Annotated in this window: 17 protein-coding genes; 11 read left to right on the plus strand and 6 right to left on the minus strand. The window is 58.8% G+C overall.

The window, feature by feature from the left end; all coding sequences use genetic code 11:
- Nucleotides 1-505: 505 nt before the first annotated feature.
- The 6 genes from RAH32_RS21590 to RAH32_RS18345 all read left to right on the plus strand — a co-directional run bounded on the left by RAH32_RS21590 (nucleotide 506) and on the right by RAH32_RS18345 (nucleotide 3,356).
- Nucleotides 506-1,174 (plus strand): IS110 family transposase, encoded by a 669-nt coding sequence (locus tag RAH32_RS21590; protein WP_373429738.1) that lies wholly within the window; start codon nucleotides 506-508, stop codon nucleotides 1,172-1,174.
- Nucleotides 1,138-1,413, plus strand: coding sequence for a transposase (locus RAH32_RS18325; RefSeq protein ID WP_306609875.1), 276 nt, complete (start codon nucleotides 1,138-1,140; stop codon nucleotides 1,411-1,413). Before RAH32_RS21590 ends, RAH32_RS18325 begins: the two co-directional genes overlap by 37 nt.
- 206 nt (nucleotides 1,414-1,619) lie before the next feature.
- Nucleotides 1,620-1,778, plus strand: a complete 159-nt coding sequence (locus RAH32_RS18330; RefSeq protein WP_306609876.1) for a hypothetical protein — start codon at nucleotides 1,620-1,622, stop codon at nucleotides 1,776-1,778.
- Nucleotides 1,775-2,305, plus strand: coding sequence for a hypothetical protein (locus tag RAH32_RS18335; protein WP_306609877.1), 531 nt, complete (start codon nucleotides 1,775-1,777; stop codon nucleotides 2,303-2,305). Before RAH32_RS18330 ends, RAH32_RS18335 begins: the two co-directional genes overlap by 4 nt.
- 5 nt (nucleotides 2,306-2,310) lie before the next feature.
- Complete coding sequence (locus RAH32_RS18340) at nucleotides 2,311-2,832, plus strand: restriction endonuclease (protein WP_306609878.1); 522 nt, start codon at nucleotides 2,311-2,313, stop codon at nucleotides 2,830-2,832.
- On the plus strand, nucleotides 2,832-3,356 hold the full coding sequence (locus tag RAH32_RS18345) for a hypothetical protein (protein ID WP_306609879.1): 525 nt from the start codon (nucleotides 2,832-2,834) through the stop codon (nucleotides 3,354-3,356). Before RAH32_RS18340 ends, RAH32_RS18345 begins: the two co-directional genes overlap by 1 nt.
- A 41-nt stretch (nucleotides 3,357-3,397) precedes the next feature.
- On the opposite strand, the gene RAH32_RS18350 is transcribed toward RAH32_RS18345, so the two are convergent.
- Both RAH32_RS18350 and RAH32_RS18355 read right to left on the minus strand, forming a co-directional pair.
- Nucleotides 3,398-5,242: a type IV secretory system conjugative DNA transfer family protein gene (locus tag RAH32_RS18350; protein ID WP_306609880.1), complete on the minus strand. Its 1,845-nt coding sequence runs from the start codon at nucleotides 5,240-5,242 to the stop codon at nucleotides 3,398-3,400.
- The gene (locus tag RAH32_RS18355; RefSeq protein ID WP_306609881.1) at nucleotides 5,239-5,526 is read right to left on the minus strand and encodes a hypothetical protein; all 288 of its coding nucleotides are present in this window, start codon (nucleotides 5,524-5,526) and stop codon (nucleotides 5,239-5,241) included. Before RAH32_RS18355 ends, RAH32_RS18350 begins: the two co-directional genes overlap by 4 nt.
- Nucleotides 5,527-5,759: 233 nt before the next feature.
- On the opposite strand from RAH32_RS18355, the gene mobQ reads away from it, so the two are divergent.
- The 4 genes from mobQ to RAH32_RS18375 all read left to right on the plus strand — a co-directional run bounded on the left by mobQ (nucleotide 5,760) and on the right by RAH32_RS18375 (nucleotide 14,021).
- The gene (gene mobQ / locus RAH32_RS18360; protein ID WP_306609882.1) at nucleotides 5,760-6,926 is read left to right on the plus strand and encodes a MobQ family relaxase; all 1,167 of its coding nucleotides are present in this window, start codon (nucleotides 5,760-5,762) and stop codon (nucleotides 6,924-6,926) included.
- Between the two features lie 11 nt (nucleotides 6,927-6,937).
- Complete coding sequence (locus RAH32_RS18365) at nucleotides 6,938-7,783, plus strand: hypothetical protein (protein ID WP_306609883.1); 846 nt, start codon at nucleotides 6,938-6,940, stop codon at nucleotides 7,781-7,783.
- Between the two features lie 286 nt (nucleotides 7,784-8,069).
- The gene (locus tag RAH32_RS18370) at nucleotides 8,070-11,210 is read left to right on the plus strand and encodes a site-specific DNA-methyltransferase (protein WP_306609884.1); all 3,141 of its coding nucleotides are present in this window, start codon (nucleotides 8,070-8,072) and stop codon (nucleotides 11,208-11,210) included.
- A gap of 3 nt (nucleotides 11,211-11,213) precedes the next feature.
- Nucleotides 11,214-14,021, plus strand: coding sequence for a BPTD_3080 family restriction endonuclease (locus tag RAH32_RS18375; RefSeq protein ID WP_306609885.1), 2,808 nt, complete (start codon nucleotides 11,214-11,216; stop codon nucleotides 14,019-14,021).
- A gap of 116 nt (nucleotides 14,022-14,137) precedes the next feature.
- On the opposite strand, the gene brnA is transcribed toward RAH32_RS18375, so the two are convergent.
- The 4 genes from brnA to RAH32_RS18395 are packed head-to-tail and all read right to left on the minus strand — an operon-like array spanning nucleotide 14,138 to nucleotide 15,543.
- Nucleotides 14,138-14,353 (minus strand): type II toxin-antitoxin system BrnA family antitoxin, encoded by a 216-nt coding sequence (brnA, locus tag RAH32_RS18380; RefSeq protein ID WP_182793488.1) that lies wholly within the window; start codon nucleotides 14,351-14,353, stop codon nucleotides 14,138-14,140.
- On the minus strand, nucleotides 14,340-14,603 hold the full coding sequence (locus tag RAH32_RS18385) for a BrnT family toxin (RefSeq protein WP_306609886.1): 264 nt from the start codon (nucleotides 14,601-14,603) through the stop codon (nucleotides 14,340-14,342). The genes brnA and RAH32_RS18385 overlap by 14 nt, the downstream gene beginning before the upstream one ends.
- Before the next feature lie 56 nt (nucleotides 14,604-14,659).
- Nucleotides 14,660-14,911 carry a WGR domain-containing protein gene (locus tag RAH32_RS18390; protein ID WP_306609887.1) on the minus strand — a complete coding sequence of 84 codons (252 nt, stop codon included), beginning with the start codon at nucleotides 14,909-14,911 and terminating at the stop codon, nucleotides 14,660-14,662.
- A 5-nt stretch (nucleotides 14,912-14,916) separates the two neighbouring features.
- Nucleotides 14,917-15,543, minus strand: coding sequence for a tyrosine-type recombinase/integrase (locus tag RAH32_RS18395; protein WP_306609891.1), 627 nt, complete (start codon nucleotides 15,541-15,543; stop codon nucleotides 14,917-14,919).
- 317 nt (nucleotides 15,544-15,860) lie between these two features.
- On the opposite strand from RAH32_RS18395, the gene RAH32_RS18400 reads away from it, so the two are divergent.
- On the plus strand, nucleotides 15,861-17,537 hold the full coding sequence (locus tag RAH32_RS18400) for a calcium-binding protein (protein WP_306609888.1): 1,677 nt from the start codon (nucleotides 15,861-15,863) through the stop codon (nucleotides 17,535-17,537).
- The last annotated feature ends 407 nt before the right edge of the window (nucleotides 17,538-17,944 follow it).

The following is a 17,944-nucleotide window of genomic DNA, read 5'->3' on the forward strand; positions in this document are numbered from 1 at the left end:
TAAGCGAACATTGCCCCAAAACTAATAATTAGAGAGCCAAGGCAATGAAGAAAAACAAAAAAAAGCGGTATGAAGAAAGAAGATATAAGAAGAAAAAGAAAGGAGGAGTGTGAGCCTCCCCTGTGGATAACTCACATAGAACACAAGATAATGTTGCATAATTACGTAAGTGTGCATGCGCGTAATTATGCGAATACGCTACTGCGTGGGTGAACAGAACTTCTGCTCTATACAAGGGAGCGCCTCGTCAGGCTGCTGGACACCAAGCGAGAAAAAAAGCTCTAGAATCCGAACGAGATCGCCAACACCCTTATGTGTCGCGACCCTGCTATAACTGCCCCATCACCGATCCCGGCCAGGACCGGTGATGGGGTGGGATACAGCGCCAAACACCTTGTGGCATGACCACGTCATCTAGCCGGCTGATCCTGCCTCTCCTCACCGTCTCGAACAGTTGACGGCGGCCCCTCTTGGGGACCGCGAAGCATAAGGAAGAGAGAGTGACATGATAGCAGCAGCGACAGTGATCGGAATAGATGTCTCCCGTGACTGGCTGGACGGCTTCTGCCTGCCGTGTGGTCACAGGTTCAGGCTCCCGAACTCACCAGACGGCCATGTGTGCCTGATCGGGATCATTCAGGATCTGCCTGCGCCTTTGAGGATCGGCTTTGAAGCTACAGGAGGTCAGGAATGGGCGCTCTGGACACGGCTCGTCGGAGCCGGAATAGACGCCGCGCAATTGCTTCCAGCCCAGATCAAGGCTTTTGCCCTTTCCCGTGGAAGGCGTGCAAAAACCGATCGGATTGATGCCGAACTCATTGCCCGATTCATGGCGTTTCGTCCTGAGGCGGGACGGAAACTGCCGAGTGAAAGTTTGCGCGTTCTCAGAGCGCTGACAACTCGCAGGGCGCAGATGGTCGAGATGCGCAAGCGGCTCGTGGCTCAGATCGGCGCGCGAATGAGACAGAACGTCGTGGCAGAACTGGAACCCATGGATGAGGAACTCAGGACCATGCTCGAGGCTCAAATCCGTGAGTTGGAGCAGCGGATCGCAGGCATCCTCGCGCAAGAAAATGCCTTAGCCGCCAAAGTGAAGCTTCTCCGCTCGATTCCGGGGATCGGTCCGGTTGCGCGGCCATGCTGCTTTCCGAGATGCCGGAACTCGGCCATATGACAGCAGGTGAGGCAGCCTCCATGACAGGCCTTGCGCCGGTGCCCCGTGACAGCGGTGCGATGCGCGGCCGCCGCATGATCGCGGGAGGACGACGAACGCTGCGACATGTGCTCTTCCAAGCCGCACTCGCCGCCGCATATCATAATCCGGTCTTGAAGCCGGTCGCCAGACGGCTCATCACCATCGCCAACGCCGTCCTGAAAAGCGGCACGGCTTGGCAACATCAGACCCGCGCCTAGACACAGTTGCTAGTTGTTTTGAACGATCAATCCGGCGTTTCAGCTCAGATGGTTGGGTAACTTGAGAAGGTACTCGGCACACCCGCCAAAGATTGGATCCATCGCCAGCTCGACTATGGCTATGAGCAGGTTATGAAGCAGACCGCGAAAATCACGGAGGGCCGTTTTTGGCTCACAATGAATAACAAGAAGAGGGCAGGGAATAGATGGCCACAGATACTCAAAACCTAGGCGGCTTCATCTGGTCAATCGCCGAGATCCTGCGCGGCGACTTTAAGCAAACAGAATACGGCAAGGTGACCTGGAGCAAGCAGGGACAGACAGACCGCTACCTTGATGAAGTTGAAGAGGCGATGCAGGCATGACCAGGCTATGGATCGTCAGGGCAGGGGCACATGGAGAGCGGGAGCTTGCGTCTATCGACCAGAGCAAGCTGTTTCCCGGTTTTTTGGAAGTTGGTAATCTGAGCACCTGCGCGGATCGAGATGCCGTTTTGACACATCTCCAGGAAGTCATGCCTGACGAGGGTAAAAACCGCCTGCGCAACTTTTCTGCTCAGCTCAATCAGTTCGTGAACCAGATCAAGATTGACGACTTCGTAGTAATGCCGCGCAAGGTCACGAACGGCGTGGCTATCGGAATCGTGACTGGCGGCTACCAGTCGACGCAGAGAGCGACTTCAAGCACTCGCGCACCGTTGAGTGGAAAAAAGAGTCGCTGCCCCGCGACACCTTCAAGCAGGACCTGCGACACTCCTTTGGGGCTTTCAGGACCATCTGCCAAATCAAGCGAAATGCCGCGCTTGAGCGTGTGCAGGCCGTCCTTGCGACTGGCACTGACCCTGGCGGGCTTCTTGGCAAACAGGGGCACGCACCAAAGCCATTGGCTATGAATGCTATGGAGCAGGAAGAGACCGAGGCCGAAGACTACCAGACCGACATCGAGGACATTGCGCACCAGCAGATCATCTCGCTGATCAAGTCCGAGTTTGCGGGTCATGCTCTTGCCGATCTGGTAGCCGAGATCATGCGTGTCAAAGGCTACACTACCAAAGTTTCCCCTCCGGATACTGATGGAGGTGTCGATATTCTGGCTGCCGGCGGCACGCTTGGTCTGGGTGAGGATCGCATCTGTGTGCAGGTTAAATCGGGCGATGGAGTGGCCAACCATGACGTAGTTCTCCGCTTGATTGGTTCAGTGTCGAATACGCAGGCGCAAACGGGACTTCTGGTTAGCATCGGCGGCGTGAATGCCGTTGCTCAGAAGGAACTGGACAACAACTTCTTCAAGCTTCGCCTATGGCAGATGCCAGACCTTCTGAAGGCGCTTTTCCGCACTTATGGCGAGCTTTCCGACGAGACCCGCGCCAAGCTGCCCCTGAAGCAGATTTGGGCACCAATGACAGGGGGAACCAACTGATGGGGCAGATCCATGAACACGCTGCCGAATATGAAACTGTTCGTCGCCTTGCTAAAATGCTGACAAGTGCGAAAGAGGACTACAAGGCACCTGAATCCTATGCGCTTTTCACCACCATCGTATGCTGGGTCGTTCAGCGCGCGCGCACACCGGCCAATCAAAATGGCGCCCAAGACAATCAAGCAAGAGAGGTTGGGATTGCTTTGCAGGCCACGAGAATTAGTGACGCACCTTGGTCGGTGAAGGGTTTGCCAGAGATGACAGCACTCGATTTTTTCACCGGCATTCGCAATGCTGTTGCCCATGGTGACGGCCGTCAGATCAGGCCTTTAAATGAGAATGGGTTCCTAACAGGCCAGATTGTTCCTATATCAGGAAAGCAATTACGATTACGGCGTGCTGACATGCAACGGATAGGTTGCTCACTCGCAAAATTGTTCTGCGATACAATGGCCGCGCATGAGCAGGAAGGTGATCTTCGTCAAGCGGCTAAAATGTTCAATGCGACTGAGGCGCGGCAATGACAATGGGAGAAGATCGCTTCAAGACGATTTCTGCTCATGGTCTAGTTTAGCGGGTTCTGATCCCCTTTTCCTTGATAGGCCTTGCTCTTGAAGTAGATATTCTGCTTGGCCTTGAGCGGGCTGCGGTTGCCAACCAGAAGCAGGAGTTCATCAGGCTTCATGCCCATGATCTGCTCTGCCGTCATGAGCTTCTGGCGCTGCTCGGCGTAGGAGAAATTACCCCTGCTGGTGAGACTGGGATCCTCCTTGATCTGCTGAGAGTAGATGGTGCCTTCGCCGAGATGACGGGCCGCCCAATCCGCGGTCTCGATGTCATTGAGATTGAAGAGGCGCTTGGTGATGCAGGAGCCGAAGATGCTGCGGGCATCGTTCTGGCCGTAGGCTTCCACCACCTGGCCAGTGTCCTGGGTCACGAACAGGGCCTCGAAGCCCACGCCGGCGGCCACGTTGGCGATGTTCATGATCTGCTCCATGCGTCCCATGCGCACGAACTCGTCGAGGGCCAGAAGGATCGGCGCCTTGACCTTGCGCCGGCCGTCCTGGCGAACGGCCAGGCCCAGCACGAGGTTGATGAACAGGCGCATGAACACCGCCTGCTTGTCGATCTGATCAAGCGGCACGGCGATGAAGAGATCGATCCTGTCGTCCAGCAGATCGTCCATCCGGAAGCTGGAGCGCTTCAGGAAGTGGCGCATGGCATCGGACTGCATCCAGGCAAAGGCCTTGGCGATCGAGGTCTGGATGCTGCCGCGCTCGCGGTCCCCGGCGCGGAGAATGGTGGCGGCAATCTGGGCAGGCCGATGCCCGACCAGATCAGCATTCTCGGCCCAGGCCTGCAGCGTGTCGTCCAGGTCCGGCGCCAGGAGGAGGTCGGCCACCCTAACAAGCGTGCGATGCTCCGGTTCTTCCTGGGTGACGACAACCTCGATGGCGCCGGCCACCAGCTCGCGGGCCATTTCTGCGAAATGGGCCCCGTCGCCCTTTTCCGGGCGGACCAGGCCATCGGCCAGGAGCGGGATGTCAAGGGACAGCTCATGCGGGCGGATGTAGTCGAGCGGATTGACCTGATCGGCTGAGTCTTCGATGACCCCGAAGGGGTTCAGCACCACGACCTGCCGGCCCAGGCTCTGCCGATGGCGCCGGGTGACGGCAAAGTTCTCGCCCTTGATGTCGAGAACCACCACCGGACCCTGATGATCGAGGATGGCCGGGATCACCGCACCGACGCCCTTGCCGCCGCGGGTGCCCGCAACGACCAGGTGATGGCCACCGCGCCAGCCTTTGGCGTCATCCTTGGCATAGCGCAGCAGCTTGCCGCCATAGAGCGCCAGCGGCATGCCGGTCTTGTTGCGGGCCAGGCGGGCGATGTCGCGGGGCTCCATCCAGCCGGCCCGCCAGGGACCGGAGCGCGATTGCCGGTTGCGGCGGAAGCGTGGATCAAAGGCGGCCCGCAGCGGCGTGATGATCGCCAAGGCGGTCACCACGAGCCCGACACCCCCACCAATCAGGACGGCTTGCTGGTGCTCTTCAGGAAAGCGCCCAAAGCCCTTGAACGTCTCCCAGAGGGAGCGGGGCAGGGGCACGCCCGCTGCGGCCCAGGACCGGTAGGTCTCCGAGAGGGCCTGCAGAGCGGCCTGAAGCGGCCACAGGGCAAGCAGAGCCGATCCGGCGAGGCATGCCCATGCCGCGATCTTCCAGGGCGCTCTGCGGCCCTCTGAGGCGTTCCCCAGCGTGTCGAGGATCGCAGCCCCCGCCAGCAGCGGGATGGCATAAAGGGTGAGCGGATAGATGGAGAGAATTTGCGGCAGGCCCCAGAAGGCCAAGGCGGCGGTCAGGACCGCCCCCACCATCACGATCCAGTGGCGGGGCTCCAGGACAAGGTTCATGACGGTTCTCCGGTGTCTTCGGGAAAGAGGCGCTGCCAGAGCCCGCGCTTGCCATCACGCTCGGTCAGGCGGCTTGGCAGTTCACGACGTACGAAGTCCTGCAGGGCAGGGTTATCCCGCAAGCGCTCATAGACCAGCGAGCCGAGCAGCCAGGTGATCCGGTCGTCGTTCTTGCGATCGATCTCTTGCTGGCGTGCATTGATGGCCTGCATCCGGGCCTCCAGCTGAGCCTTCTTCCGGACCAGCTCTTCCAGGCGGGCGAGGGGATCAGGATGAGCGGGCATCGCGGCACCTTCAGTTCTGATGGGCGCAACCGTAGCGGGTGAAGGAACAGTTGAAAAGTTCTAAATGCGCGCTTATACATTGCTAAAGCAATGTGCGCGTCCTCATGGGGCTTTGCCCCGCGCCGGACGGCTTCCCCCAATGCGGCTGTGCCGCATGCACGAGGGCTTCCCGCCCTCGCACTCCCGGCCAGCGGAACAGCCGCTGGACCCTGTTTGTGAAAGGCTGTGGCGGCGTGGCGATCTATCATCTCAGCGCCAAGGTGATCGGCCGGAAAGGCGGCCGCTCCTCCGTGGCCGCGGCCGCTTATAGGGCTGGAGGGCGGCTGCGGGATGAGCGCCAGGGGATCGAGCATGACTATAGCCGCAAGGGCGGGGTCGTGCATGCGGAGATCCTGGTGCCGGAAAATGCACCCGAGTGGATGCGCGATCGGGACCGGCTGTGGAATGCGGTAGAGGCTGTCGAGCGCCGCAAGGATGCGCAGTTGGCCCGTGAGATCGAGGTTGCCCTTCCCCGCGAGCTGGACCGGGGGGAGCGGCTGGAGCTCTTGCGCGGCTTTGTGCAGCGGCAGTTCGTGGATCGCGGCATGATTGCCGATCTGGCGGTTCATGAAGGGCGCGCCCGCGACGGGCATGGCCAGCCGCATGCCCATGTGATGCTGACGCTGCGTGAATTGACCGGTGAGGGCTTTGGCAAGAAGGACCGCTCCTGGAATGAGCCTGAGCTCCTGCTGGGCTGGCGGGAGGCCTGGGCACGGGAGGCCAATGCTGCCCTAGAGCGGGCAGGGCGGTCGGAGCGGATCGATCATCGATCGCTTCCTGTGCAGCGCGCGGAGGTGGAGCGGGAGGCCACACGGGCGCGGGACACCGGGCAGGAGGAGCGCGCGCGTCAGCTTGAGATCAAGATGGTGGAGCTGACGCGCGAGCCCGAGCCGAAAATCGGGCCGGCTGCGAATGCCCTGGAGAAGCGCGGGATCGAGACCGAGCGAGGCAATGCCTTCCGGGCGGCCCAAGTGCGCAACGCAGAGCGGCGCGAGTTGGGCTGGCGGCAGTTGGAGCTGCGGTTTGAACTGGCCGAGCGGGGCCGGGCTTTTGTGGCGGCGGCACGCGAACGGATCGGGCAGCTTTGGCAGCGCGCCGAGGCCGCGATGGAGAAAATCAGGGAGAGGGTGATGGGCCAGATGGAACGGTCAGAGCGGTTTGATGACAGGGAGGCACGGCGGGCTGCCGTGCTGGGACGTGGCGGGGCCGAGGTGCAGCGCCAGGACAACGACTTTGGCCGAGAGCGGGTGGCGCCGGTCGAGCTTGACCCCGGACGGCGCGATGCCATCCTGGGCCGGCATCGAGATAACGGGCAGGAGCGGCAGCCCGGCCCAGGGCGAGATCGAGAAAGGGAGCGATAAGGGTGTTTCAAATGAGCTATTTTGAAGACGGGCCGTTGATGAACGGGTACGATCCCAACTGGGAAAAGAAGTTCAATCAGACGCAGGCGCTCATCGGTCAGCTGGAAAATAAGCAGCGTCAGGATTGGACAGACGATGCTCATAGCGTCGTTTCCAAGCTCAACGGTGAAATCCCCAAGATATTTCTGTCACAGTTCAGAACCGTACTGGATTATGAAAAATTCTTGCGCGAGCAGCATTGGTCTCGCGCGAAGAAACTCGGACTGCGTCTGCCGGACATCCGCGCACAGGCACCGGAAGACGAGGTAAGCGCGGCTTACCAGACCTTCAGGGACGTGGCCGATCGCGTCGAGTCATACCAGCGGCTCCCGCAACCGGAAGAGTGGGGCAACGGATTGTTTGCTCTGGACAAGCCGGATCATGTCCAAAGAGCCATTGAAACGGTTTCCATCGATATGGGGAGCAGCCTTCTTGAGGCGCATCTCATCATCGAACATCATTCTGATGGAGTTCATGTTTGTGTCGTGGAGGACCCGCTGAGCGCATTCACCGTTCTGTCGCCTGTGAACGGATTTGCGCTGGCGAAATACCTTGCGGGGCGGCTGGACATGAAAAAGCCGGGCAAGCTGGGCAAGCTTTTTGCTCGTGCCAACGGGAAGGCAGTGTTCGTATACAAGTTTTTCAGCCCATTTTCGTCCCATATGCCCGGAACGCGGGTGTATCCGTGTCGGCTTGTATTCGATAATGCCGGGTGCGCTGGCCTTGAAGAAATGGCGGGGATCAAAGAAGCAACGCCCCTCATGATGGAAGAGTTGTTGAAGCTTGATCGGGACGTGGCGAATTGGGCCGAAAAGTAGAAGTATCTTTACATCACGCCGTGCCTTCAGAAGCCGAGCTTCGGCGGTCAGGTGATCGAGTTCAGTGCAGTCGCGATTGATTCAGTGGTTTTGGAAACACCGGCCAGAGCGGCCTCAGATCCGAAAACCTTTTTCGCCTTGTCGCGAAGGGTGGCGCAGTCAGAATATCCTGATGCCAATTTGTGATCGTGTTCAGGCGTTAACACGACAAGTGAATAAGAGTGCAACTTCACAACTGTCGCGATAGGCTCGCCCAAACGCAATTTCCAGTGAGCCCTTTGCCTGCATGCCTGATACCCTCACACACCTGATCCTCTCCCTGACCCCTGAAGACGGCGCATCCATCGGCAACGGCACGATGATGGCCTTGCTGCGTGAGCGTTTGCCTGAGCTCTCCGATGACGATTATTTCGCGGCGCGCGATGCGCTGGTGGACAATGGGGTTCTGGCCCGCGGCCGTGGGCGCGGCGGGTCGATTATGCGCCTAGTTGAGGAGGCGGAGGATGAGGACGACGGCGAGGACGCGGATGCCGATGATGAAGTAGACGGGTTCGAACTGACCTTGACCGACGAGTTAGAGCCACGACAGCGCACAGCTCCTCGCGGCAAGAAGGCTGCGCGCAAGCCAGATGGCCCGATGCAGGTGCTCAGCTACCGTCATGGCGAGATGCGGGTGAACAACCCCGAGGTGGGGATGGTCCATGCCGGCACCGACCCGGATGGCGCTAAAACGGTCTGGGCCTATGATCCTCATCTGGATCCGGTGCTGAACTTCGACAGCGCACGGGCAGGGATCGAGAAGCTGATCGATGATGCGCTGGCCAGCGCTGACCCTGAACGCATGAAGGACGCGTTGCAGGAGCTGAAGCGGTTGCAGGCGCCCTATCTCAACTGGACGGGCAAGGCGGAACGGACCAGCGTCGAAGTGGATACCGTCTCTCTCCATGTCCATGAGCGGGTAGACCCGGCGACGATCCTCGCCAATGCTGCGAAACGACTAAAAGGCAAGGATGCGGCGACGCAGTGGCGGCAGATGGGCTTGTTCGCAGCGCCGTTCGAGAACCTGCCGCTGCGCCAGGCGCTGGATTTCTACCACCACGAAAAGGGCTGGTCGAACCGGCTGGTGGCGGGCGATAGCCTGCTGGTGATGAACTCGCTCCTGACCAAGGAGAGCATGGGCGGAAAAGTTCAGATGATCTACATCGACCCGCCATACGGCATCAAATACGGGTCGAACTTCCAGCCGTTCACGAGCAAGCGCAAGCTTGCGGACTCGGATAAGGACGAGGACCTCAACCAAGAACCGGAGATGATCAAAGCGTTCCGGGATACCTGGGAGCTTGGCATCCACTCCTACCTCACCTATCTGCGCGATCGACTGTTGCTCGCTCGAGAGTTGTTGAGCGATAGCGGCTCGGTGTTCGTGCAGATCTCAGATGAAAATGTGCACTTGGTGCGCGGAATTCTCGACGAAATCTTCGGCGTAACGAACTTTGTGTCGCAGATTTCATTCTCTAAGACCGGCTCGGTCACAGGAACTCACCTTGGGAAAATTTGCGACATCCTGCTGTTCTACGCGAAGGACAAAGATCGCCTAAAGTACCGGACTCTATATGAGAAAAAACCTGAGATTGATGGAGAATATTCTGAGGACCCACTTAAGTCAGACGGATATAGGACCACCACAACCCGTCCCTATGATTTCATGGGTAAAAGCTGGCCGTGCGGTGCCAATGAGCACTGGAAGGTGCCTGTTGAAGGCTTGGATAGAGCGGCCAAAGCGGGGAGGATTATTCCCAAGCAGACGTCACTCCGCCTCAAAAAATTCGCGGCCGACTTTGAATATAAGGTATTTCACTCTGTTTGGCTCGGATTCGGTGGCGCATCCAACATGCAATACGTTGTCGAAACAAATGCGCGCATAGTCGAGCGATGCATTCTTATGACCACTGACCCAAGCGACTTAGTCCTCGACATTACCTGTGGGTCAGGGACAACAGCATTTGCGGCTGAGAAGTGGGGGAGACGTTGGATCACCTGCGATACCTCGCGCATCGCTACCACACTCGCTAAACAACGGCTGATGACTGCAACTTTCGACTATTACGCGCTCAAGTATCCGCACGAGGGACTCGCTGGCGGGTTTGACTACGAAACCGCAAAACGAATTTCGCTCGGATCGATCGGCAGCAATACCGACATCGACAGGATTTACGATGAGGATCACCCCAAGATCGAAACGGCGCTCGAAAGCCTCAATGCCGCGCTGGTTGCCATACCACCGAGCCCTCATAAGCCCGTGCAGGGCGTACGCAAAGGGAAGCCAGTAGACTTCGCCAAGGGCGACACACTGCACGAATGGGAGGTACCCTTCGACTGGCCCGACACCTGGCCCGAAGCCGCACGTGGGCCCTTCGACGCTTTACACGCCGCGCGACAGGCAATGCAGCACCGCATGGACCAGTCTATCGTTGACCATGCCGAGCAGGAGACGCTCTACGACAAGCCGCGCAAAGACCCGAACAAGCTGCGCATCTGCGGGCCGTTCTCGGTCGAGGCGGTGCCGGCGCCGACCGTCCTGTCACTGGACGAGAGCATCCCGCCGCAAGAAGCCGACGAGACCGTCGCCCGCTCCGGTGAGACGTCCCGCCAGGCGCTTTGGCGCGACGAACTGCTCAAGACCGGCGTGCGCGGCAAAGGCGGCGCCACGCTCCGCTTCGCCGAGTTCGAGACGCTGCCGGGACTCAAGTATATCCATGCCAGCGGATCGCTCGCCGAGACGGGCGAACGCGTCGTCGTCAGCTTCGGTCCCGAGCACGCGGCGCTGGAGCAGCGGCAGGTGGAACTGGCCCTGACCGAGGCCGAGACCCTGCGCCCGTCGCCGAAATTCATCCTATTCTGCGCCTTCACCTTCGACCCCGAGGCCGCGAAGGACATCGACGAGGTGAACTGGCCGGGCGTGACGCTGCTCAAGGCGCAGATGAACACTGACCTGCTGACCGAGGATTTGAAGAAGAAGCGCGCCTCGAACCAGTCTTTTTGGCTGATGGGCCAGCCCGACGTGGAGCTGCGCAAGCGCACGGACGGGCTTTGGGAGGTTGAGGTCAACGGCTTTGACTATTTCGATCCTCGCAAGGGAGATCTCGTATCCGGCGGCAAGTCGCAGATCGCGATGTGGTCACTGGACGTCGACTACGACAACCGCTCGCTTATGCCGCATCAGGTGCTCTTCCCCATGGCGGATGCGAAGGGCGGCTGGAACCGCTTGCGCAAGACCGTGCGCGCGGAACTGGACGAGGACCTGCTGGAGCAGTTTCACGGCTCGGTGTCTCTGCCCTTCGAGGCCGGCGAGAACCGGCGCATCGCGGTCAAGATCGTGGACGACCGCGGGATCGAGTCATTGAAGATCATGCGGCTCGAGGACTGACCCATGTCGCTTATCATCAACAGGCCGTGGGAATGCCCGGCGCAGCATTGGGTCGAAGGCAAGGGCGGCAAGCTGGAAATCAAGCCGGAGCGACGGCCGGCGAGCTATGACGTCTTTGATGCGCGCAACAACACCAAGCGCACCGAGGTGCTGGATCTGGTGAACACGATCCGCGCGCGCGTGGATCAGTGGCGCGAGGATGGCTGGCCGGGGGTGACTATCGTCACTCGCAAGCTGCTGGAGCACTGGCACGACCGCGAGGCGCGGCAGCATCCGTTCTATTTTTGCCAGCTCGAGGCGATCGAGACGCTGATCTGGTGGGTCGAGGGCGCCGAAGCCTACAAGCAGGGCATCGCGATCCCGGGCGATGGCGGGGTGTGGGAACGGCTCTGCAACAAGATGGCGACGGGGTCCGGCAAGACCACGGTGATGGCGATGATCATTACGTGGCAGGTGCTGAACGCGCTGACCTATCCGAAGCGCAACAAGGATTTCAGCCGCGCCGTCTTCATCGTGGCGCCGGGCTTGACGGTGAAAGAACGACTTCAGGTGCTGATCCCCCGCGAGGGCAGCTACTATGACGAGTTCAACCTGTGCCCCTCCGAGGCCTTGCGTCAGAAGCTGAACCAGGCCGAGGTGCTGATCGAGAACTGGCACACGCTGATGCCGCTGAAGGAAGCGGAGCGATCCGTGGTGAAGAAGGCGCGCGAGTCCGACGAGGCCTTCACGCGGCGGGTGTTGGGTAAGCTGGCAGCGCACAAGGACATCATCGTCATCAACGACGAGGCGCACCACGCCTATCGCAAACCACCCGAGGTGAAGATCAGCAAGAAGGTGGCCGAGGAGCAGGGTATCGACCTCGACGAGGCGACGCGCTGGATCGAGGGTCTGGACCGCATCCACAAGACCCGGCGCATCCAGCGCTGTTTTGACCTTTCGGCCACGCCCTTTGCGCCGACCGGCAAAGCCAGCACCGACACGGCGCTGTTCGACTGGATCGTCTCGGATTTCGGATTGAACGACGCGATCGAGGCCGGGCTGGTGAAGACGCCGCGAGTCGTCGTGCGCGATGATGCCGTTCCCGACGCTAAGACGCTGCGCTCGAAGCTCTACCACATTTACCGCGACCCGACCGTCTCCGAAGACCTGAACCGCAAGGCCGAAGCCTATGAAGCGCTACCTAAGCTGGTTCAGGACGCCTATACGCTGCTTGGCGCCGACTGGCAGGAAACCCGAACGCGTTGGCGAGAGGCCGGGCATCATTCCCCGCCCGTCATGCTGACGGTCTGCAACCGCACCGAGACCGCGGCGCGCATTGAGACCTATTTCAACAAGGGTGATGCGCACTGGCCCGAGTTGCATGCACCGACCCGGACGCTTCGGGTCGACTCCAGAGTTCTGGAAAAGGCCGAGATCGGCGAAACCTCGACTTCCGATAAGGATTACGAGGCACGACTGAAGGCAATCGTCGACGCGGCGACCATCCCGGAAACCCGGCGTCAACAGTTCCTCGCCCTAAGGAAGGAGGAATTGCTGCGCGAGATCGTGGACAACGTCGGGAAGCGCGGTGCGGCCGGTCAGGATCTGCAGAACGTCGTCTCGGTGGCGATGCTGTCGGAGGGATGGGACGCCAAGAACGTGACGCACATCATGGGGCTCCGGGCCTTCACATCCCAACTGCTGTGCGAGCAGGTCGTCGGGCGTGGATTGCGTCGGGTGTCCTATGACACAGACGAGAACGGTCTGTTCTTGCCCGAATACGTCAACGTCTTCGGCGTGCCGCTCTCGATCTCGGAAACTGGAGAAGGCGGAGAGGCTCCGCCGCCTCCAAAGCCGACAACGCAGATCGAAGTCGTGCTCGAGCGGGCACATCTGGAACTTCGCTGGCCAAACGTGCTGCGTGTCGAAACGGTTGTCAAACCGGAGCTCACCATCGACTGGAGTGTTGTGCAGCCACTCGTCCTCGATCCTGCAAGCACACCGATCAGCGCCGAACTCGCCCCGGCGCTTGGCGGTGCGACAGACATGGATAAGGTCACTTCCATCGATCTCGAGAAGCTACCAGATGGCTTCCGCCTGCAACGCCTCGTTTTTCAGGCCGCCAGAAAAGCCTTTGCCGAGCTCAGCCATGGTTTTTCAGGCAGCCGTGAATATCTGGCGGCGCAGCTGGTCAGGATCGTCGAGGCGTTTCTCAACTCCGACCGTCTCGAGATCCCGTCGCTGTTTCACTCCGACCCGCTTCGGCGGCGAATTCTGATCGCGCTCAACATCGACCTCGTCGTTCAGAATGTACTGAGCAACGTGACGGAGCAGAATACGGAACGCCTGACGCCGGTGTTCGATGAGGAAAACCCGATTGGTGCCACCAGCCAAATGCGGACTTGGTACACCACCAAACCGTGCTTTCCGACCACCAAGTCGCATATTAGTCATCTGGTAGGAGACTCCGCTTGGGAAGGCCATGCGGCCAATGTCTTTGAGAAGCGCGAGGACATTCTCTCATACGCCAAGAACGATCACTTGGGCTTTCAGATCTACTATATGTGGGCCGGTTCACGTCGGCGGTATGTTCCGGATTTCCTCCTCCGCCTTGCCAACGGCACGACGCTGGCGCTCGAGATCAAGGGCGCCGACAGTCCGCAGAACAAGGCCAAACGCGCCGCACTGAATGAATGGGTTCGAGCTGTGAACTCGTTCGGAGGGTTCGGTCATTGGGCGTGGGACGTGGCGTTCAGGCCGAGCGATGTGCAGGACATCGTTACAAAGCATGCTGTGGCTACGACAGTCGCGGAACCGGCACCTGTGGTTTGATGATTGAGGCTGGAACCGTGGTCGAAAGCTAGAAAGGTCATGCAGGGTTCGAGCTGGCTTAGAGCATAGCTTCGGCTCCCCCTGCGGCAGACCGCATCAATGCGGGACTGGTTTCATCATTGAAGCCGTTCCGCGATCCACATCTTGATCAGGGCTTGGCGGGTGATGCCGAGCTTTTGCGCTTGGCGGTCCAGACTAGCGACCACCCATGCCGGGAAATCCACGTTCACCCGCTTGGCCTCGACATTGAGGCGGCGCCCCTTGGTCCAATCGACATGGGCAGACATGTCCTCGCCCGCGTCGAAGCGTTCGTCGAATTCAGTCGCCTTCATAATGGTCGATCTCCTGCTTGCGGGCGCGGCGCACGGAGATGATCCGCACCCGGTCGCTCCGATATGTGTAGACGGCCGTCCAATGCCTAGCCCCGATCATGCCGACCGCCAGAAAGCGCGGCTCATCCGTGACGTTGGTGGGGGCCTCGATCAGATAAGGATCATCCCAAAGGGCTTGGGCCTCATCAAAGTCGATCCCGTGCTTTTCACGGTTCGCGGCACTCTTTTCGGGATCATACTCGAATTTCATCAATGACAATGTATGATCAAAATAGGATAATTACTATACCATTTTAGACAAGAAAACTACCCAAACATGGCCAGTTGCTGCGGCTCCACCCAATAGCCGCGTTGCCGCTTGCGGGCTTCCAGAGCCAGCAAGGCGGCCATAGCCTGCTCATAGGTGGCAAAACAGTCCAGGCGGATCCGACCGCCCCGCCCGATGCGCCCCCATTCTCGATAAAGCGTCCATTCCCGAAACAGATTGGGCAGCACGGCCAGCCGGTAAAAGCGGGCCACATTCTTTGCGGGAACGTGCTTTTCAAGGTAGGTCTGCATGGGCCTCAGAGATGATACCTGCGGGCGATTTCCAGAGCTTCGGCCTGTTCGGTGCCGATGTAGTCCTTGGTGCTTTCGATGCTGGCATGGCCGAGCAGAAGCTGAGCCGCGCGCAGGTTGCCGGTCTGCTGGTGGATATAGGTCGGAAACGTTCGCCGCAGGGAATGGAGCCCGTAAAGGGCGGGATCAAGGCGGGACTTTTCCAGCCAGGACTTGAACAACCGCCAAAGTTGGCTTTCACTGAGATGACTTTGTGACCACCGAGGGCCCTGCCCAGTGAACAGCCAAGCATGCAGCGGCTTCTCGGCATCGGCCAGGTATGCCCGCAGGCTGTCGCGGGTTGCCGGCGACAGCCGTGCCTGAACAGGCCGGGCATTCCGCTTCTCAGTCTTCTTCTGCCGGATCTCAACGATCTCGCGGATGCCGGCGGGGGTGGCCACATCCGAGACGTGCAGGCGCACCAGGTCAGAGCCGCGAAAGCTGGTATCAACTGCGATGTTGAAGAGCGCCAGATCACGCAGAGCGCGGTCCTGGCGCAGGAGAAGCCGGATCAACGCTACCTGATCCGGCGTGAGCGGAGGCTTCTTGCCCACCACCTTCCCCTTGTTCCAGACCGCTCCCAGTTTCTCCATGATCACCCAGTTCCTTTGCACGCTAATCCTAGCATTATGTCCAGAACCTCGCATGAGGAAAGGCCATCCTGTGAAGGCGGCGCATAAACTCCAGCGTTTGTTGATCCCGCCAGAAGGATGCCATGCGCGCTTCTATCATAAAGCTCGCATGACGCTCTGAAGGCAGGCATGTGTAAGAATGCGCGATAGGGCCGGGTTTGCGGAGCAACAACTACCGTTGTGTAATTTCAAAGCACTCATCTTGGTTAATCCGAGAGCTGGAGCTTGCGTAAAACCGCCTCCAGACTATGGTTCATCGGGTTGAGCAAGGAGTGGTTATGGTAGTCCGTAAGAAAGCCGTATATTTAACTGACGGAAAAAGCGTTACTGTTCAGGCGTCAGATACTTGGACTAACCTGTACGATGGGACAGAAATTATCAATATTTCTGGCCATGGAGTCGTGAATATTTATGGAGATATTATTGCAGGCTATCGTAGTCTGGGATCCCATACCGCCATCAGCGTAAATAATTATTTTGGAGATAAAGAGGTTAGAATAAATATTTTTTCTGACTCTGAAGTATTGAATAAAAATCCCTACGGATACGGAATGTACTTTGATGGGCGTGGACATCTTTCCAATTCCGGAACAATCCAAGAGCTATTCATCTTGGGCGGTAGCGATGGCGCAGCGCGGCTTTCCAATAAGGGCCTGATCTATTCGGAAGGACCCTGGGCAGTCGGAACGAACACCAGTCACTCAACCATCATTGATAATAGCGGTGAGATACGTGGCAAGCTGGGAGTGGCTGTGCTGGGACGGGAGTTTGGGGCCGGCGAGACAACAATCACGAACCAGGGACAGATCCTTGGCTCCGACATTGGCGTTAAAATTACTTTTGAGATGGGCGCCCGGGCAGATGTGGAAATTTCCAATTCTGGAACAATACGAGGCGGCTGGAAATCCATCGTTTCCGAAAACCAGACCGCAGAGTTTTTGCGTAATACTGGAGTTCTCATTGGCGACGTAGTTCTGGGTGGTGGAAATGACACTCTCGATAATCGAGGTGGAAGGATCAAGGGGGAAGCGCTGCTGGGCTCAGGTGCTGATATGGCTCTCCCAGGCGCGAGTATCGAAACCTATATTGGCGGCGGAGGTATAGACACGCTGGATTTCCGCACAGGCGGGGGACTGCGAGTGTCACTTTTGACCGGAGATGGTACAGGGCGAGCCCAGGGTGACCGTTACATTGGTTTTGAGCGGATACTTGGCTCTGAGACCGGAGCCGACACCCTGACAGGAGATGGCTTCGCTAACATCCTGGAGGGCTTTGGGGGCAATGACATCCTGAGTGGCGGTGCCGGCAAGGACCGCCTGATCGGCGGTTCAGGAAATGACACCTATATCATCGACTCTGTCGATATCATTGTCGAAGCCGACGGTCAGGGCACCGATATTTTGCGCGCTGCACACTCGCTGACGCTCGTCGAAAATGTCGAAAATTTGGTGCTACTGGGTAAGGCCAATTTGAACGGTACAGGCAATGCGCTGAACAACCGCATTGCAGGTAATACCGGCCACAATGTCCTGAGCGGGCTGGATGGCCATGACACGCTGCTGGGCGGGATAGGCAACGATCGCCTGACCGGCGGACTAGGTTCCGACAGGTTGGTTGGGGGAGTAGGGGCCGATATCTTAACGGGGGGCGCCGAGCGGGATGTCTTCGTTTTTGTCGCACCGGTAGACAGCCGAGGTGCGCTGCGCGATCGAATTACCGATTTTACTTCGGGGATGGACGATATCGACCTGCGGCAGATTGACTCCGACGGCACTGTGGCGGGCAATCAAGCCTTTGCGTTCGGAGGCTCGCGCGCTGCCGCGCACTCGATCTGGTTTACGCATGCGAATGGCAACACGCTGGTCTGCGGCGATGTGAATGGCGACAAGGTGACGGATTTCGAAATTGTAGTGAACGGCCTTAGCAGCCTGACTGCCAGCGACTTCCTGCTCTAGATTCCCGCCAAGGGTATGTCTCCTCACCTTGCTGGCAGAACTGACATCCCCAAAGAGCAGGCCAAGCGGTCATCAAACTTGGCCTGCTCATTGTTCGGCACCTTTGATGTTCGGCAGCCAAATTTTAGCAACGGGTTCTGACTATGCCTCCGCTGCAGTCAGAAGCCGAAGTAACTCTAACGTAACGCAAGCTTCTACCCCAAGCTTGCATTACGTTCTGGAAGCTGTCCTTAGAAATGATGCCAGCCAAGGTCTGACCAGTAGACTTTCCAGTCGGTTGCTGCGTTAGCAACATCGTTTTCCAACGGAGCATCGGCCTAAAGCCTGTTGCACTCAATCGGCCTCATACCCTGCAGCTTTGAAGTAGTTGTAGCATTCCTCGTCGGAGAAGAGGTCGCAGACCTGGC

Origin of the sequence: Paracoccus yibinensis, assembly GCF_030846195.1 — a bacterium.
GTDB lineage: Bacteria > Pseudomonadota > Alphaproteobacteria > Rhodobacterales > Rhodobacteraceae > Paracoccus > Paracoccus yibinensis.

Coding starts and splice junctions, on each gene's coding strand:
- RAH32_RS21590 (WP_373429738.1), top strand. CDS start 506: ATGATAGCAGCAGCGACAGTGATCGGAATAGATGTCTCCCGTGACTGG.
- RAH32_RS18325 (WP_306609875.1), top strand. CDS start 1,138: ATGCTGCTTTCCGAGATGCCGGAACTCGGCCATATGACAGCAGGTGAG.
- RAH32_RS18330 (WP_306609876.1), top strand. CDS start 1,620: ATGGCCACAGATACTCAAAACCTAGGCGGCTTCATCTGGTCAATCGCC.
- RAH32_RS18335 (WP_306609877.1), top strand. CDS start 1,775: ATGACCAGGCTATGGATCGTCAGGGCAGGGGCACATGGAGAGCGGGAG.
- RAH32_RS18340 (WP_306609878.1), top strand. CDS start 2,311: ATGGAGCAGGAAGAGACCGAGGCCGAAGACTACCAGACCGACATCGAG.
- RAH32_RS18345 (WP_306609879.1), top strand. CDS start 2,832: ATGGGGCAGATCCATGAACACGCTGCCGAATATGAAACTGTTCGTCGC.
- RAH32_RS18350 (WP_306609880.1), bottom strand. CDS start 5,242: ATGAACCTTGTCCTGGAGCCCCGCCACTGGATCGTGATGGTGGGGGCG.
- RAH32_RS18355 (WP_306609881.1), bottom strand. CDS start 5,526: ATGCCCGCTCATCCTGATCCCCTCGCCCGCCTGGAAGAGCTGGTCCGG.
- RAH32_RS18365 (WP_306609883.1), top strand. CDS start 6,938: ATGAGCTATTTTGAAGACGGGCCGTTGATGAACGGGTACGATCCCAAC.
- RAH32_RS18370 (WP_306609884.1), top strand. CDS start 8,070: ATGCCTGATACCCTCACACACCTGATCCTCTCCCTGACCCCTGAAGAC.
- RAH32_RS18375 (WP_306609885.1), top strand. CDS start 11,214: ATGTCGCTTATCATCAACAGGCCGTGGGAATGCCCGGCGCAGCATTGG.
- brnA (WP_182793488.1), bottom strand. CDS start 14,353: ATGAAGGCGACTGAATTCGACGAACGCTTCGACGCGGGCGAGGACATG.
- RAH32_RS18385 (WP_306609886.1), bottom strand. CDS start 14,603: ATGAAATTCGAGTATGATCCCGAAAAGAGTGCCGCGAACCGTGAAAAG.
- RAH32_RS18390 (WP_306609887.1), bottom strand. CDS start 14,911: ATGCAGACCTACCTTGAAAAGCACGTTCCCGCAAAGAATGTGGCCCGC.
- RAH32_RS18395 (WP_306609891.1), bottom strand. CDS start 15,543: ATGGAGAAACTGGGAGCGGTCTGGAACAAGGGGAAGGTGGTGGGCAAG.
- RAH32_RS18400 (WP_306609888.1), top strand. CDS start 15,861: ATGGTAGTCCGTAAGAAAGCCGTATATTTAACTGACGGAAAAAGCGTT.